The 16719-nt window shown below is 70.4% G+C and carries 10 protein-coding genes; 5 read left to right on the top strand and 5 right to left on the bottom strand.

Translation table 11 applies throughout. From position 1 onward, the window contains the following. Positions 1-359: 359 nt before the first annotated feature. Both ADK55_RS38265 and ADK55_RS40375 read right to left on the bottom strand, forming a co-directional pair. Positions 360-899 (bottom strand): hypothetical protein, encoded by a 540-nt coding sequence (locus tag ADK55_RS38265; RefSeq protein ID WP_159041249.1) that lies wholly within the window; start codon positions 897-899, stop codon positions 360-362. Between the two features lie 45 nt (positions 900-944). After that, positions 945-4415 carry an ALF repeat-containing protein gene (locus ADK55_RS40375; protein ID WP_159041248.1) on the bottom strand — a complete coding sequence of 1157 codons (3471 nt, stop codon included), beginning with the start codon at positions 4413-4415 and terminating at the stop codon, positions 945-947. Positions 4416-4931: 516 nt separating this feature from the next. On the opposite strand from ADK55_RS40375, the gene ADK55_RS01825 reads away from it, so the two are divergent. The 5 genes from ADK55_RS01825 (at position 4932) to ADK55_RS01805 (ending at position 13059) form a co-directional block, all read left to right on the top strand. Then, complete coding sequence (locus tag ADK55_RS01825) at positions 4932-5450, top strand: hypothetical protein (protein ID WP_053675293.1); 519 nt, start codon at positions 4932-4934, stop codon at positions 5448-5450. Positions 5451-5924: 474 nt separating this feature from the next. Beyond that, on the top strand, positions 5925-7682 hold the full coding sequence (locus tag ADK55_RS01820; protein WP_053675291.1) for a ricin-type beta-trefoil lectin domain protein: 1758 nt from the start codon (positions 5925-5927) through the stop codon (positions 7680-7682). 291 nt (positions 7683-7973) lie between these two features. Further along, complete coding sequence (locus ADK55_RS01815; protein ID WP_053675289.1) at positions 7974-9611, top strand: trypsin-like serine protease; 1638 nt, start codon at positions 7974-7976, stop codon at positions 9609-9611. 136 nt (positions 9612-9747) lie between these two features. After that, complete coding sequence (locus tag ADK55_RS39000; RefSeq protein ID WP_053675287.1) at positions 9748-11319, top strand: FG-GAP-like repeat-containing protein; 1572 nt, start codon at positions 9748-9750, stop codon at positions 11317-11319. Positions 11320-11499: 180 nt separating this feature from the next. Continuing rightward, positions 11500-13059: an FG-GAP-like repeat-containing protein gene (locus tag ADK55_RS01805; RefSeq protein WP_053675285.1), complete on the top strand. Its 1560-nt coding sequence runs from the start codon at positions 11500-11502 to the stop codon at positions 13057-13059. Positions 13060-13124: 65 nt separating this feature from the next. Here ADK55_RS01805 and ADK55_RS01800 read toward each other — a convergent pair whose 3' ends face one another. The 3 genes from ADK55_RS01800 to ADK55_RS01790 form a co-directional block, all read right to left on the bottom strand. After that, positions 13125-13340 (bottom strand): hypothetical protein, encoded by a 216-nt coding sequence (locus tag ADK55_RS01800; protein ID WP_053675283.1) that lies wholly within the window; start codon positions 13338-13340, stop codon positions 13125-13127. 33 nt (positions 13341-13373) lie between these two features. Next, positions 13374-14018 (bottom strand): dihydrofolate reductase family protein, encoded by a 645-nt coding sequence (locus ADK55_RS01795; RefSeq protein ID WP_053675281.1) that lies wholly within the window; start codon positions 14016-14018, stop codon positions 13374-13376. 220 nt (positions 14019-14238) lie between these two features. Continuing rightward, positions 14239-16515 (bottom strand): S9 family peptidase, encoded by a 2277-nt coding sequence (locus ADK55_RS01790; protein WP_053675278.1) that lies wholly within the window; start codon positions 16513-16515, stop codon positions 14239-14241. Between the last annotated feature and the right edge of the window lie 204 nt (positions 16516-16719).

Genomic DNA, 16719 nt, shown 5'->3' with positions numbered 1-16719 from the left:
GGCCTCGGGTGTGGGCCTCGGGTGAGGGGTCCCGGGTGGGGTCCCGACTGAGGCCCACCCCGGGTCCGTGCCGGGTCCGTGCCGGTGCTCGATCGGCGGTGAGGTTCCGTCTCGCCGATCCCGGTCGGCCGCACGATCGGCGGGCGAGCGACCGGGCGAAGCGCGATCGGGTACGGCACGGCACACGCAGATCGGGCCCACCCTGGTTCAGGGTGGGCCCGATGCTTCATGCGATCAGGTCGGGACTCGGTCCGAGCCGTCCGGCCGGGTCTTTCTTTCGGGGTTCGCGACACCAAAGCCACTCCACCCGGCCCTCTCCGGCGGTCAGCCGGAGTTTCGAGCAGGCGTGACGGCCGACGTCAGCCGCCCATCCTGACTCGGCCCGTCGACCTTGATTCCATGTAGAGGGAGGTATTACTTCCCTCGGGATCCAGCAACACACTGAATTCAGCGTCTTTGGACGTAAGGAACCCGATGTACCTCTTGTACTTCTTGTTCGCGTCCAGATCGATCTTGAACTGCTTCATGTGTTCTGCTTTAAAAGGCGGTTCCGTGGGTGGGAACGTGTGGTTTCCGATGCTGGTCCATCCGGAAGCAGGCCAGTAGAGCGGATGTGATAGATCGACGTGATGATCCTTGAGGTACTGCTCCACACAGCTCGTGGAAGCCGTGAAACTCATCGCCAGCTCAATGCCCGGCGCAGACGTCTGCCCGGAGAACGTCAAATTCTCGGTCGGACAGGGTGGAAGTTCCAGTGCGAAGCCCTTCAGAACGTCATCCCTGTCCTCCGCTCCACAGCCCGTGACAAGAGCTATGGAAAGAACGCAGGAAGCGACTGCGAACTTGGCTTTCCTGGAGCGCCTTTCAAAGGCACTCCTCAGGTTTCCCGACTTCCGCATAGACCCCTCCATGAGACATTCGACTACGCCGCAGACCAATCTGAACTAGGGAAACGTCACGTCGATCGGCACGGTCTTGCTGCCGTGGACCTCATAGTCGCGGGCGTAGCCGTACCTGTGCATTTCGGCAAAGACGGCCAGAGGGAATACTCCCAGGGCCTTGTCCTCGTAGTCGAAGTTGTAGTTCTTGAAGAGGTCGACGCGGGTGTCGCCCTTGACTCTTACACGGCCGCTGTCGAGAACCGTCAGCGTGACGGTGCCACTCTGGCGATAGTTGTACCCGCGAAGAGCGAAAGTGAGGTCATAGTCGTCTGGGTCCACTTCACCGGTCCTCCAGCGGGTGTCCAGGTTGACGCGGCAGGTCGTGCCCACTGGCCCTTGGCAGGTCGAGCTCATCCGCGCCAAGGCCGTGGTGATGTCGTCCCGGCTGGCCTTCGTCCAGGACTTGTCGGCGAGGAACTTGTCCATCTGGCCCGGGGAGAGGTTGTAGGGACTGTCCGGTCGGGTGGTCCAGTAGCCGTAGAGCTCGCATGCCAGCGGGCCCGCGGCGCATGTGGCGACATGCCCGCCCAAGAGGACGCCGACCGGATTCATGCTCGTGAAGATGTGCTCCCACACCGACGCGGAGTTGTACTTGGGGTGATCGCTCTGGCCGTCCCCGGGCTGGAGGCCGCCGGAACCCGTCGCGTCGATCGCGCCGGCGCTCGGTGCCGTCCAACTCTTGTACGCGTCAAGGACCTTCCGTACCGCGATGTCCCAGGCGTCCACTGCCGCCTTCGCGGCGGCGGTGGCGTCCTGGTTCGCGGCGTAGGCCGATGCGCGGGCCTCTACGGCGGATTGCTGGGCGTCCGCGGCGTACGAGGCGGCCTTGGAGGCCGAGTAACGGGCGGAAGCCGCGGAGGCGTCGGCCTGCTTGGCCGCGCTCTGAGCCTGCTGGGCCGCGCTGCGGGCCTGCTTGGCGGATTCGGCGGCCTGCTTGGCCGAAGCGTCGGCCGACTCTGCGGACTTCTTGGCGTCCGCTGCGTAGACGGCGGCCTGGTTCTTGGCCTTCACAGCCTCCTGGGCAGCCTTGATCGCCTCATCGGAGGCGTTCTTGGCCTTGGCCGCGGCCTCCACGGCCTGCTGGGCGTTCTGGTTGGCGGTCGCCGCGGCGTTGGCCGCTCCGGCGATCAGGCCCTTGATGTTCGCGGCGTGGGACGCCGCGTCCTGGTCGAGCTGGGCCGCCCGGTAACGGCCGACCGTCACGAAGTCGTGCAGCATGCGCGCCGAGCCCTCAAGGGAGACGAAGGCCGCCGCCTTGACCTGCGGGCCACCGCTCGCCTTGAGCTCGAGCGCCGTCGCGCGGTCGTCCTCCTCGCGCGCCGCGAACCAACCCGTGTCCAGGAAGGTGCGCAGGGCGTCGGTGGTGCGTGCGTCGATGGCCGCCGTGGCGGCCTTCTTGACCTGCGCGCCACCGGCGTTGGAGATCTCCAGTACGCGCTCGCGCATCTCCTCCTGCTGCGCGTCGTACTGCCCGGTCTTCAGGAACGTCGTGACGTTCGTGTAGGAACCCTGCATGGTGGTCTTCGCTGCTTGCCGAAGGGGCGTCGAGCCGCTGTCGGCCATGTGGCTGACGCGGGCCCAGTCGTCCTGTTCCTCGGCCTGCTTCCGCGATGCCTTCAGCCATGCCTGGACTTCGCCGTCGGTACCCGTCAGCGCGCCCTCCGCAGCCTGGCGCGTCCACGGGCCACCGGTGGTGACCAGGCGCAGCGCGGCGGTGCGGCCCTTGGTCACCGCGTTGGCCGGGGTCACGCCCGGGGCCACCGCGTCCGCGAGGAGCTTGGTGGTCTGCGCGTCGCGGCGTGCGGCCTCGGCGCGGTTGTCGGCGGCCTTGGCCACCTGCTCCTGCTCCTGCTTCTTGATCTCGGCTGCCGCGCGGGCGAACTCTTCCTTCTGCGCCTCCAGCTGGGCGTCCTCGGTGGCGCGGGCCGCTTCGTAGACCTTGTCGGCCTGGGCCACGGCGTCGGAGGCCGTCTTCGCCGCGGCGACTGCCGCGAGGGCGTGCTCCGCGGACTTGTTGGCGTAGTCGACGGACTTGCCTGCCTGGGCCACTGCCTCGTCGGCCGCCTTCGCGGCCGCCCGGGCGTGGGTGACCGCGTCGGAGGCCGCCTTGTGCGCACCGCGAGCCGCGGTGGCGGCCTTGCCGGCGAGTCGTTCGGCGGCGTCGGCCGCGTTGTTCGCGGTCGCGGCGGCGTAGCGGGCCCTGGCCGCCGCCTCGGAGGCACGGCGCGAGTCCTCGGCCGCAAGACCCTTCTGGGCACTGGCGTCGGCGGCTGCCGTGGCGGCTGCCGCCGCGTTGTTGCCCGCGCTGGCCGCCGAGCGCGCGGCGCTGGTCGCACCGGAGAGGGCCTCGATGGCCTTGAACACGGAGGTCACGGCGAGCTGTGCCCCGTCCGCGGCGATGCGTGCCTGGTCGGCCGCCTCACGAGCGGCCTTCGTCTGACCGGCGTCCCTGGACGCGGCGGAGGCTGCGTCGTATGCCCGGGCGGCGGCGTTGCCGGCGGCCGAGGCGGCGGCTGCCGCCGAGGAGGCGGCGCTGGCCGCGGTGCGCGCCGCGGAGATGGCGGTGTTGGACGCGCGGATCGCGGTGCGCGCGGCGTCGGCCGCGGCACTGGCGGCGTTGGCGGCTTCGCGTGACTTCCGAGCGGCCTCTTGCGAGGACTCCTTGGCGGCGGCCGTCTCCTTCTTGGCCCTCTCCGCCGCGGCCTTGGCCAGCGTGGCGGCCTGTTCCGCCTTGGCGCCGGCTTCCTTGGCGGCCTCGGTCTCGGCCTTGGCGGTGTCACTGGCCTTGTTCGCCAGGTCGGCGAGCTGAGTGACGGTGAGGGTCTCCTGGTCGCGGGCACGCGCGAGGTGCTGCCCGTTCTTCAGGAACTCGTGCATCTCGCCGGGGGTCCCGCTCAGCGCGGCCTGCGCGGCCTTCTTGAGCAGCGGTCCCGCGGAGGCGGAGATCTGCAGGATCTCCATCCGCTCGTCCTCCTCCTGGGCCACCGGTTGGCCCTCGGCGAGGAAGTCCATCATGGCTCTGACGGTGCCCTTGTCGATCGCCTTGGTGCCGGCCTCGCGCACCGAGTCGCCCGCACCGTTCATCACCTGGAGCACGGCCATGCGCTGATCCTCGATCAGCGACTGCCCCCAGCCGGAGGCGAGGTAGGCGGAGAGCTGCTCGGGGGTCCCGCTCAGGGCTTGGTTGAGGCCCTTGCGGACCGAGGGTCCGCTCTCGTTGATCAGCTGGAGCGCCTTGACCCGGTTGTCCACCAGGACCAGTTCGGGCGCCTGGTTCACGAGGAAGTCGTGCACGGCGGCATCGGAAGCCGTGAGCACCTTCTCCGCGCCGGCCTTGGTCTCGTCGCCACCGCTGCGCCACAACGCGAACAACTGGGCACGCTCGTTCGGCGGCAACGGCTTGGCGGGCTCGGCCGCGGACGCGGACACTCCGCCCAGCAATCCCGCCCCCATCGCGAGGGACAGTGCCCCCACGACCGAGGATCGGGCGAGCACCCCACCCCACGCCGGTCTCGCTCGGAAACGCGTGTCTTTCTCCGACACTTCGTTATCCCCCACTTCATCAAACAAGGCCGGAAGCACGGGGCTTCCGGCCTGACATTCCAATTGGTCATCGTCATGGTCGCAGCAGGAACGCCCGCCCACGGAAAGCGGAAGAGGTCAGTCCGGAGAGCGGGGGGAATACGGAGTCGCACGTTCCAGCCCCGCAACTGCCCATGCTCATAGGGTTGTTGTAGATAAAAATGGCCTACCGAAAGCCCCTGGAAGGACTCACAGGAAGGTGTGTTAATTAGCTCACAGCCCGCCAACTTGGGTCATTGCAAAGACAAATGATAGGAATGCCGTTGCCGTCCCGGACCACAGCAGTGCGACAGGCGTGGCTTGCAGGGCAACCAGGGGGGAAGCACGGGGGACCTGGTTGGCTGTCAGACGGCCGACCCGCAGGCACCCGTCTGCCCTCCGTCGCATGATCCTTGAAAGTGGAAGCTGATGAAGCTCTCTCCTGCTGTACTCCTCGCCGGTGCCGTCGCCGGAGTGATCGCGATGGCGGGTGTCGCGGTCGCCGTGGACGGACGCGCCGGCGGCGCCGGAGTCCAGGCCGCCGGTGCCGATGTCCCCCCGTTCGCGGTGGAGGACTTCCAGTACCCGCAGGCGGAGGCCGCCGCGGCTCTCGCGGCCCGCGGCATCAAGCTCAAGAGCGGCGATGGGCACATCGTCTACACCGCGTGCGGAACGGATGTCGACCCCAACCGCATCGAGGTGTACAGCCACACCGAGCAGAACAAGCCCTTCTGCTTCCGCGTCACCGGCAACGGCGGCTCGCTGGTCCTCGAACTGCCGCGTGTCTACGCCGTCCGCTCCAACGACTACAAGGTCCACGTCGACATGACGGTGGAGAACACCCAGGTCTCCTTCGAGGTGCCGAAGAACGAGTGGGTCGGTGTCGGCAAGACCGCCGACAAGGAGAAGCGCGACCACGCGCTCGTGGCACTCACCGCCTCCAAGTAACAACCCATGCGGAGCGGCACGACGTAGCCGCCCACACGGTCGGGCGGAAACTCTCGCGGCTGGAACCCCTCACGGCACCGCATCGCACAGTCGCGTCCAAGGACTACGAAGCACGCGTGCAGGTGAGGAGCGCGAGAGTCGTCGTTCGGTCGGCGGGAACGGCGCGGAAGGTCGACCCCCTTACGCCGACGGCGGGGCGCACCGCAGCCCGGACCACGGCCCGGACCACGGCCCACACAGGCCGGCAAACCGCCCCCGCGGCGCATGAGGCGCACCGCACCTCACGCCCCGAATCCACGCACACCTCACACCTCCCCACCATGAGGCGGAGCTCGCACATCCGTGCCCGCACGCCCTCGAACCACCCCTGGCTCTTCGCCCCTGGCCGCGTGCCCGCGTGCCCGCGTGAAGAGTCCTACATGAAGAGGAAGCATGTCCTTCGTCCGTCCGAGACCCAAGTGGTTGGCTGCCTGCATGACGGCAGGCATCGCCGCTTCCCTGCTGTCCGCCGGTACCGCCGAAGCCGTGGTGGGGACCCCCGCCACTGCCGGCAAGTACGCGTTCGCCGCCCGGCTGAGCATCGGTTCCGAGGCCACTGCCCGGGCGTGCACCGCCGCTCTGGTCGATGACCAGTGGCTGGCCGCCGCCGCCAGTTGCTTCGCCGGCACCCCGGGACAGACCGTCCCGTCCGGGCAGCCGCAGCAGCCCGCCACCGCCACCCTGAGCAACGGGCAGACCCTCAAGGTCATCGATCTCGTCACCCGCGACGACCGGGACCTGGTCCTGGCCCGGCTGGAGCGTTCGGTCACCGGCATCACCCCCGCGAACTTCGCCACGGCCGCCCCGGTCCAAGGCGCCCAACTCATCGCTCCCGGCTACGGACGCACGAAGACCGAGTGGGTGCCCGACGGGCTCCACCAGGCCAACTTCAGCGTGACCGGCACGAGCGCCGGCGCGTTCGACGTCGTCGGCAAGACCGCCGCCGACGCCCTGTGCAAGGGAGACACCGGCGCCCCGCTGCTCAACACGGCCGGGGAGATCGTCGGCGTGGGCAGCAGGTCCTGGCAGGGCGGCTGCCTCGGTACCGCCCCGACGGAGACCCGTACCAACGCGGTCGCGGCCCGTACCGACGGTCTGGCCGGCTGGCTCGACTCGGCGCGGCAGCGCCCCGTCGTGGTCAAGAGCGGACAGACCCTGCGGTCGGGCGAGACCCTGGCCTCCGAGAACGCCCAGCTGATCATGCAGGACGACGGCAACATGGTCCTGTACCACCGCACCGGCGGACAGAACAAGGGCGGCGCCCTGTGGGCGTCCGGTACCGGCGGCAACCCGGGCGCGTTCGCCAGGATGCAGCCCGACGGCAACTTCGTCGTGTACAAGAAGGGCTCCACCGGCGACGAGGCCGCGGGCGCCCTGTGGGCGTCCGGCACCGCCGGCAACGCGAGCGCCCGCCTTGAACTGCAGGGTGACGCCAACCTCGTCGTCTACACCAAGGACGGCGGTCACGGCATCGGCGGCCACCTGTGGCACTCCGACACCTACCCCCGCGGTGACAAGCTCACCTCCGGCGCGAAGCTCATGCCCGGTCACTGGCTGACCAACGGCAAGAACGTCCTGATGATGGACATCCAGGGCAACGTCCTCGTCCGCGACGTGGCCACCAGCCGCGAGGTGTGGGGCAAGTACACCTGGGACTGGGGTTCGTACCTGTCCATGCAGGCCGACGGCAACCTCGCCCTGTACAAGAAGGGCACCAGCGCCGGAGCCCTGTGGGCCACCGGCACGTACGGCGGCGACGGTTCGTTCGCGACCCTGGACAACAACGGCAGCCTGACCGTGCGTTGGAAGGACGGCGGCTCGCGCTGGGGCAGCAACAGCCTGGTCGGCGCGCAGTCGAACCGCTGCCTGGACTTCGACGGGGCCAACGCCACCATCTACGGTTGCTGGGGCGGATCGAACCAGCAGTGGGACTACACCCCCGCCAAGGAAATGCGCCTCGACGGCAACCTGTGCCTGACCGCCGAGACCGGTGCCCCGCAGACCTCCCGGCTCAAGGCCGTGACCTGCGACGGTCGCGCCGAGCAGAAGTGGAACTACGACGGAAGCACGATCGCCAGCGCCGTGAAGCCCGACCAGTGCGTGAACGTCTTCAGCGAGGCGACCGCCGATGGCTCCGCCGTCGGCCTGTGGGCCTGCGGCAACGGCGCCAACGCCAAGTGGAGCCGAGTCTGACCTTCAGCTGGAAGCGCGTCCGACCCCTCCCTGCCCCGCCGGCGGGCGGCCCGCGCGGCCGACGGGTCTGAACGCACCACCCCTGCGCGGGGGCCTGACCGACCAGGCCCCCGCGTCTTGGGGCCGCACCCCGTGACACCGCCCCGGCTGGGGGCTCGGGAACGGTGATGCGACGACAGCCCCCATCCGCTCCACCCCGACCGCGCCGCGCGCCACCGGCTCACGGCCGCCCCGCATTCGCTCCGTTCACGCGCGCCCGCGCACCGAATCCCGGCCCAAAGGATGCTCCACATGTCTGTTCTCCGTCCGCGCCCGGCACGGATGACCGGTCTCCTCGTGACCACGACGGCGCTCACCGCCGGTCTGGTCAACGCCGGTACCGCCCAAGCAGTGACCGGCCCGGAGGCGACGTCCGGCCGGCAGCTCTCCGTCGTCAAGCTGAACATCGGCGACGAGGCGAACAGCCGCGCCTGCACCGGCACTTTGGTCGACTCCTCCTGGGTGCTGACCGCCGCGAGCTGCTTCGCCACCACCCCCGGTGCGGCCGTCCCCGCCGGCAAGCCCGCCCTGAAGACCACCGCGACGTTGAGCGACGAGAAGACCATCGAGGTCGCCGAGATCGCTCCGCGCGCGGACCGCGACGTGGTCCTCGCCCGCCTGGCCACCCCGGCCACCGGTCTCACCGGTGTCAAGCGCGCCACCACCGCCCCCGCGGCGGGCGTGGACGTGACGGCGGCCGGCTTCGGGCGGACCAAGACCGAATGGGTTCCCGCCAAGCCCCACACCGGGGCCTTCACCGTCACCGCCTCGGACGCTACCACCCTCGCCATCACCGGCAAGGGCACCGACGCCCTCTGCAAGGGCGACACCGGCGGCCCCCTGCTCAACGCCACCGGCGAACTCGTCGCCGTCAACAGCCGCTCCTGGCAGGGTGGTTGCCTGGGCGGCAACCCCACCGAGACGCGTACCGGAGCCGTCTCCGCCCGCGTCGACGACCTCCGCGAGTGGATCGACGGGTACCGTTCCCGCGCCCTGGGGTGGAAGACCCAGGCCCTGGTGCAGTCGGGCAGCAGCCTCTACCAGGGTGTCCGGATGCCCGACGGTTCCTGGACCGACTTCACCGACGTCCAGGCCAAGGCCGGCAGCCTCGGTGGAATCAGGTCCTCCGCAGCCGTCGGCATGAACGGCGACACCCACGTCGTCGCCATCAGCAACAGCGGCGGACTCTTCCACACCGTCCGCAAGCAGGACGGCACCTGGGGAACCTTCGGTGACGTCTTCTCCCAGGCCGCCACCCTCGGCAACCTCACCCAGGTCTCCGCCACGAACATCGGCTGGGACCTCCACGTCATCGCCGTCGCCGACGGCAAGGCCTTCCACACCGTCCGCAACGCGGCCGGCCAGTGGTCGAGGTTCAAGGACATCTCCAGCGGTTCCGTCGGCAACGTGACGGCCGCGGCCACCGCGAGCGTCCGCGGTGAGCTCCAGGTCGCCATCGTCTCCGGCGGCAAGGCCCACCACTCCATCCGCCAGGCCAACGGCAACTGGCTGGGCTGGGGCAACGTCGCCCAGGCCGCCGGCAACACCGGCCCCATCACCGCGATCAGCGCCACCGGCAGCGGCGACGAGGCCCACTTCGTCATCGCCACCGACAACGGCACCCGCCAGTACCACACCATCCGCAACTTCAACGGCACCTGGGCCCCCTTCGGTGAGCTGAAGGACATCCTCGGCACCGTGACCGCGAAGTCCGTCTCCACGGCCGCCGTCAACGGCGAGGTCCAGGTTGCCGTGACCACCGCCGACGGCAAGGTCCTGCACACCACCCGCCACACCGACCGCACCTGGGACTCCCCCGCGCAGGTGGCCCTCCAGGGCCTGCCCGCGGCGCCCGGCCACCTCGCGATGACCCCCACCTGGAACGGCTGACCCACAGCCCGGATCCACCATCCGGTCGGCCCCGCTCGCATCAGGACCCGCGTCCCGGAGCGAGCGGGGCTCCTTGGTCACCACGTTCGTTCGTACCAGATTCCTCGACTCCCGGCCCCCTTAAGGAAGCTTCCTCATGTCCACAACGCGCCCGCGTCCCGCGCGGATGACCAGCCTGCTCGTCACCGCGACGGCGCTCACCACGGGTCTCGTTTCCGCCGGCCCCGCTCAGGCCGTCACCGGCGCCGAGGCATCCACCGGGCAGCACGCCCACGCACTCAAGTTGAACGTGGGCGACGAGGCCGACAGCCGTGCCTGCACCGCGACCCTGATCGACGAGTGGTGGATCGCGACCGCCGCCAGTTGCTTCGCCGGCACGCCGGGCCTGCCGGTCGCGGCCGGCAAGCCCGCGGTGAAGGCCACCGTCACCCTGGCCGATGGTGACACCCGCAAGGTCACGGAGCTCGCACCGCGCCCGGAGCGCGACCTGGTCCTCGCCCGGCTGGAACTGCCTGCACGGGGCGCGGTCACCGCCAAGGTCGCCGCCAAGGCCCCGGAGGCCGGTACCGACCTCACCGCGGCCGGCTTCGGTCGTACGAAGACGGAGTGGGTCCCCGGCAAGCCGCACACCGGCACCTTCACCCTGAACGGCAGCGACGCCACCACGCTGGCCATCACCGGCAAGGGCACCGACGCCCTGTGCAAGGGCGACACCGGCGGCCCGCTCCTCAACGCCGCCGGCGAGCTGATCGCCGTCAACAGCCGCTCCTGGCAGGGCGGATGCCTCGGCACCAACGCGACCGAGACCCGTACCGGAGCCGTCTCCGCCCGCGTCGACGACCTGGCGTCGTGGATCGCCCAGACCATCGCGCCGCGCCGGTCGGCGGCGGTCAACGAGGCGGGCGGCAGCGGCCGGATCCGGTGGGCGGACTGGGACGGCGACGGCAAGCCGGACTACATCAACGTCGCCGACGGCGGCGCCGTCGAGGTCTACCTCAACCGGGGTGGTGACGGCCGAGGCGGCTGGCAGGGTCTGGGCAAGGTCGCCGAAGGCGTGACCGCCGACCACAACCGGGTCCGTTTCGCGGACTGGGACGGCGACGGCAAGGCCGACTACATCGTCATCAACACCGATGGATCCGTGGAGGTCCACCTCAACCGGGGCGGCGACGGCCGTGGCGGCTGGAGCGCCACCGGCAGGATCGCCCGGGGCGTCACCAACGACGCGAGCAAGGTCCGCTTCGCGGACTGGGACGGCGACGGACGCACCGATTACCTCGTCTTCAACGACGGCGGCGCCGTCACCGCCTACCTCAACCGGGGTGGTGACGTGGTCCCGGACAACGGCTGGCAGGTCCTCGGCCAGATCACCACGGGCGCCACCAGCGACCGCAACCGGGTCCGGTTCGCCGACAGCGACGGTGACGGCAGGGCCGACTACTTCGCCGTCAAGCCCGACGGCAAGGTCGACCTCTTTCTCAACCGGGGCGGCGACGTCGTCCCGAACACCGGCTGGCAGGTCGTCGGTCAGATAGCGATCGGCCTGACCACCGATCACACCCGGGTCCAGTTCGTGGACTTCAACGCCGACACCCACGCCGACTACGTGCTCGCCGGCGCCGGCAACAGCGCGTCCGTCTTCGCCTGGAACGGCGGCGACAAGGGCAACGGTTGGACGGACCTCGGCAAGGTCGCCAGCGGCTCCTGACCCAGGGGCACCCACCCTGACCGGGTGGACGTGCCGCAGGGGCTCGGCGTGACCCACCGCCTCCGGTCCTCCCTCAGGGGAAGACCGGAGGCGGCGTCCGTCGTGCCCCGCCCCTCCCCTTCCGGCGCGGCTCTCTTCCTGTGTCGTGGGCCGCCCTCACCTCTGAAGGACACCACGACGATGCGACGCAGTACCTCCCTTGCCCTGGCCCTGACCGCAGGTGCCACGGCCGCCCTCGGCCCGGGTGTCACGCCGGCCGCCGCGGCCCCGCAGCCGGCCGCTCCGCTCGTGAGGATCATGCCGTTGGGCGACTCCATTACGGCCGGCGCGGGCAGCTCCGACGGGGCCGGATACCGTTCCCGGCTGTGGGAGCTGATGACCGGCCAGTCCCGCTACACCGCCGACTACGTCGGCTCCGGCTCGTTCGGCAACACCACCGACCCGGACAACGAAGGGCACAGCGGCTGGACCATCGGCGGGATCCGCGACAACATCGACTGGTGGCAGGCGGCTGCCGCCCCCGACGTCGTCCTGCTCCACCTGGGCATCAACGATCTCAACTCCCACAACGCCGACCCCGAGGGCGCGGCGGCCGAGCTGGTCTCGCTCATCGACCGCGTGCACGCGAACAAGCCCGGCGTCACCGTCATCGTGCAGGGGCTGCTCCCCGACACGCGTGGCCAGTACGAGCGGACGAACGCCTTCAACGCCGCCGTGCGGGCCGCGGTCGCCGCCCGCTCCACCACCGGCCGGCACCTGACCTACGCCGAGCCGCCGCACCTGGACACTGCGACCGAGCTGCCCGACGGCCTCCACCCCAACGACGCCGGCTACCGCAAGATGGCCGCCGCCTACCGGCAGGGTCTGGAGCAGGCCGTCACCGACGGCTGGACCCGATCCGCTCCGGCCCTGCGGGCCGGCACCGAGTCGGGTGGTACCGGACGCGTCCGCTGGGCCGACTTCGACGGCGACGGACGGACCGACGAGCTGACCGTCGCCGACTCCGGAGAGGTCCGGGCCCGCCTCAACCGGGGCGGACCGGGCGCCGGAACCTGGCAGGACATCGGGCGGGTCGCCACCGGCGTCACCGCGGACCGCACCCGCGTACGTTTCGCCGACCATGACGGCGACGGGCGCGCCGACTACCTGTACGTCGCCCCGGACGGCTCCGTCACCGCCTACCTCAATCGCGGGGGCGACATCGACGGCCCGAACGGTTGGGAGGGCATCGGCAGGATCGCCCGGGGCACGACGTCCACGCACCAGCAGGTGCGCTTCGCCGACTTCGACGGTGACGGGCGCACCGACTACTGGAGGATCTCGGACTCCGGAGCCGTCAACGTCCACCTCAACCGCGGGGGTGACACCCCCGGGGCGGGCGGCTGGGTCGACCTGGGGCAGATCGCCACCGGAACCACCCCCGACCGGGCCCGCGTACGGTTGGCCGACCTCGACGGAGACGGTCGCGCCGACTACTCCACCGTCAACCCGAACGGCAGCCTGACGACCTACCTCAATCGCGGAGGCGACCGGCATGGCGGCTGGTACGGGGCCGGCCAGACCGCGTCCGGCGTGACCACCGCCCACGAGCGTGTCCAACTCGCCGACGTCACCGCCGACACCCACGCCGACTACCTCGTCCAGGAGCCCGACGGCCCGATCACCGTGTACGCCTTCAACGGCGGTGACCCCTCCCCCACCGGCTGGGCCCTGCTCGGCCGGATCCCCGACGGCTCCTGATCACACCGTCCGGTCCCTGCGTCCGTTGCCTGACCGACGACGGGGCCGTCGGTCAGGCAACGGGGCTACGCGGCCTTCAGGTCACCTCGGATCAAGGACACGGCGGACGCCGGTCGGCGGATGCCCTTCTGTACCTCGCGGAAGCCCGCGGAAGCCCGGGGTTGGTCCTTCGCGTTGGCCCCGGCGACGCACCCGTCGCCGCCGCGTTCGAAGGTGGTCAGGGCCTCCGTCCAGAAACCGCGGGCGATCTCGCTTCGTCCTGTGATGCTGTCAGGAACCACCGGAACGGGTGGGGCTCGTGCTGCCGGAATCGGTCACTTCCGCCAAAACAGGTGGTGTGTCACTCCGCTCGGGCTGGGAACGACGTCCAGGTGGAACCGGTCGAGCAGTTCATCGGGCGACTCCCACAGTCGCACCCCGGAACCGAGCCTCACCGGCGAGACCGCCACGTGCAGGGTGTCGACGAGGTCGGCGTCGAGGAACTCCCGGATGGTGGTCGCTCCCCCACCGAGCCGGACGTCCTTGCCCCGCGCCGCTTCCCGCGCCCGTTGGAGGACCGTGGCCGGGTCGTCGTCGACGAAGTGGAACGTGGTGTCGGAGAGGCTGAACGAAGGACGCCTGTGGTGGGTCATGACGAACACGGGGGTGCGGAAGGGGGGCTCGTCGCCCCACCAGCCCTGCCAGTCATGGTCCTGCCAGGGCCCCCGCTGGGGCCCGAACTTGTTGCGTCCCATGATTTCGGCGCCGATGTTTCGGGGGTAGTCCCGGGTGAGGTAGTCGTCCAGGCCCCGGCTCCCCCCGGGGGCGGTACGCATGGGCCAGCTCGCCGTGGCGCCGGCCCAGGCGAACAGTTTCTCGGGCTCGACATGGCCGAAGGGGCGTTCAAGGGTCTGGTCCTCGCCGGCGCCGATTCCGTCGATCGAGACGTTGAAGTTCTGAACTCTCAGCAGCTGAGCCACGTGTTCCTCCTGTGATCGCGGCAGCGGTGATCGGTACCGAGGTCGGTGATCGGTACCGAGGTCGGTGATCGGTACCGAGGTCGGCGCGGGCGCCGCGCCTCCCGAGGCATCATCGAACGAACACCCGGAGCCGTTCCACCCGCCATTCCGCCAGACGGGGTCCGGGTTTGGCGGGTCGCGCGCTCCCTCGGAGATGCCTGCCAGGCGTCCCGCCTTCCACTCAGGCGAACAGTTCGCCGAGCAGCTCGGGACCGAGGGGGATGGGGGCCGGGCGGTAGGCGGGCGGCTGCGTACCCATCAGCTCACGCACGAGGAAGTCCCAGGAGCGCTTGCGGACGTAGGTCAGGCAGTCGATGAACGTGTGCTCGGCGCCCGGCACGATGAGCAGCTCGAAGTCCTTGTCGGCGGCGATGAGCCGGTCGGCCAGGCGCAGCGTGTGGTGCGGGTGGACCTGGTCGTCCAATTCGCCGTGGACGAGGAGGAGTTTGCCGGCGAGCCGGTCCGCGATGTCCACGTTGGAGGTACGGGCCCAGGCCTCGGCATTGTCCGCGCCGTCGTAGGTCTCCACGAAGCCCGGGTTGAAGTGGGGGGCGTCGTGGGAACCGGATAGCGCCACCCCGACCTTGAACACCTCGGGGAAGTCCAGCACGGCTCGCGCGGCGGCGAACCCGCCTCCGGAGTGGCCCATCACGCCGACCCGGTCCAGGTCCATCCACGGGCGTGTCCGGGCCAGTTGCCGCAGCGCCGCGACGTGGTCGGCGAGGCAGCCGGCGTCGGCCAACCGGCCGTACGAGGCGTCGTGGAAGGACTTGCTCCGCCCCGGGGTGCCCCGCCCGTCCAGTGCCACCACCACGAAGCCGAGTGCCGCGAGGGGTTCCGCGTCCAGTCCCGTCCCGCCGGGGTCGAAGGAAGGGGCCACCCGGTCGAGCTGCGGGCCGGGGTAGACGTTGTCCACCACCGGGTAGCGTCGGGCGGGGTCGAACCCGCGGGGTCGGTACAGCACTCCGTAAAGGTCCGTCACCCCGTCGGCCGCCTTGACGCGGAAGCGTTCCGGCGCCGTCCAGCCGGTGGCGGTGAGCTTGCCGATGTCGGCGTGCTCCAGTTCGACCGGCACGCGCCCGGTCCAGTCCCGGACTCGGGTCACGGGCGGGGTGTCGACGGTGGACGCGGAGTCGATGAAGTACTCCTGGTGGTCCGGCATGGTGACGACGTGATCCAGTGCGTCGTCCGTGACCCTGGCGAAGCCGGAGCCGTCGAGGGCGACCCGGCACACCGTGCGCCGGTACGGATCCTCGTCGACCAGACCGGAGGCGGTGAAGTACACCACCCGCTCGGCCTCGTCGACGCGCAGGATCTGCCGCACCGCCCATGCGCCGGAGGTGACCTGCCCGAGCAGTTCGCCGGTGCTCAGGTCGTAGCGGTACAGGTGACCCCAGCCGTCCCGCTGCGAGTACCACAGCACCTCGTCGGCGAGTATCCGTACGATCGGCGGTTCGTACATCCACTGGTTGGGCTCCACCCGGGTGGAGCCGGTCTCGCCGAGCACCTTGGTGACCTCGCCGGTGGTCGGGTCCATCCGGTGGAGGGTGAGCGTGCGCTGGTCGCGCGGTCGGTCGAGGTAGTACACCGCCGAGCCGTCCGGGGCCCACCACGCCCACTTGGCCGTGATCGGCGACAACTGCGGCATGAGCAGCGGCTCGGCCTGTGCGCGGACCACCGTGCCCTCGACGACGTCCAGTACGACCAGTTCGGCCAGCGGCAGGTGCTCGTCGCCCGCGTAGGCGTACCGCTGGGTGTGCAGGAGGGGCGCGCCGCCGTCGGCGGGCCTGGCCTGCACCAGGTGGGTCTGTCGGACTTCACGCTCGTCGGTCCGGTGCGCCAGCACCTTCGTCGAGTCGGGCGACCAGGCCACCGCGGGCGGCAGGTACGGCAGACCGATCTTGCGCAGCAGGGTGCCGTTGGCCGTGGCCTCCGGGCCGGGGCCGTACTGGTGGTCGGGCGCGCCGTCGGTGGTCAACGCCCACTCGCGGCCGTCGGACAGCGAGCGGGCCCACAGGTCGTGCCCTCGTCGGGACACCGCGAACTTCCTGTCGGGTGAGGGCACTTCCAGGGGGTTGCCGGGCGGTGTGAACTCGGCGGGTTCGCAGGCGTAGTCGTCCAGGCGGCAGCGCCAGTACGCACCGAGCGCTGCGAACTCCACTGTGTCGCCCGCCAGTTCGATGGCCGTGAACGGCAGGGCGTCGGGGTCGACCGATTGCCCGGAGGCGGCGGCCAGGGCGTCGGCGAGCCGCGTGTGGTCGAAGGCCGGCTCGCGGGTGCCGGCCGCGGGGTCGACCAGGACGAACCGGCGGCCGACGCTCGTGCTGACGGCGTACCAGAAGCGGGCACCGCCGTCGATCCACTGCGGTCTGACCTTGTCGCCGACGACGAGTTCGCCGGGGCGAACGGGGCGGCGGAAGAGTTGCTCTGCGGCCTGGTAGTCCTGAGTGGTGCTCATTCTCTGTGTCCCCTGTCGGTTTCGGTCTCGGTCATGAGTGGTTCTCGTCGGGCTGCGGGTCAGAGCTGCGATTCAGAGGCTGCGGGCGGTGATGTCGCCGTAGGTGGTGGTCGCGTGGATGCTCAGGCCGGCGGTGGCGCCTTCGTTGTTCTGAAGTGCGTTGTGGATCCGGCCGTGGCCGGTGCCGGCGTCCAGGGAGGCGGA

This window comes from Streptomyces sp. WM4235 (genome assembly GCF_001279725.1).
Classification (GTDB): Bacteria; Actinomycetota; Actinomycetes; order Streptomycetales; family Streptomycetaceae; genus Streptomyces.
This window is presented reverse-complemented; position numbering and strand designations above follow the sequence as displayed.

Bases quoted from the DNA above. Each gene is read 5' to 3' on its own strand.
- ADK55_RS38265 (WP_159041249.1), bottom strand. From the start codon at position 899: ATGCGGAAGTCGGGAAACCTGAGGAGTGCCTTTGAAAGGCGCTCCAGG.
- ADK55_RS01820 (WP_053675291.1), top strand. From the start codon at position 5,925: ATGACGGCAGGCATCGCCGCTTCCCTGCTGTCCGCCGGTACCGCCGAA.
- ADK55_RS39000 (WP_053675287.1), top strand. From the start codon at position 9,748: ATGTCCACAACGCGCCCGCGTCCCGCGCGGATGACCAGCCTGCTCGTC.
- ADK55_RS01805 (WP_053675285.1), top strand. From the start codon at position 11,500: ATGCGACGCAGTACCTCCCTTGCCCTGGCCCTGACCGCAGGTGCCACG.
- ADK55_RS01825 (WP_053675293.1), top strand. From the start codon at position 4,932: ATGAAGCTCTCTCCTGCTGTACTCCTCGCCGGTGCCGTCGCCGGAGTG.
- ADK55_RS01790 (WP_053675278.1), bottom strand. From the start codon at position 16,515: ATGAGCACCACTCAGGACTACCAGGCCGCAGAGCAACTCTTCCGCCGC.
- ADK55_RS01815 (WP_053675289.1), top strand. From the start codon at position 7,974: ATGTCTGTTCTCCGTCCGCGCCCGGCACGGATGACCGGTCTCCTCGTG.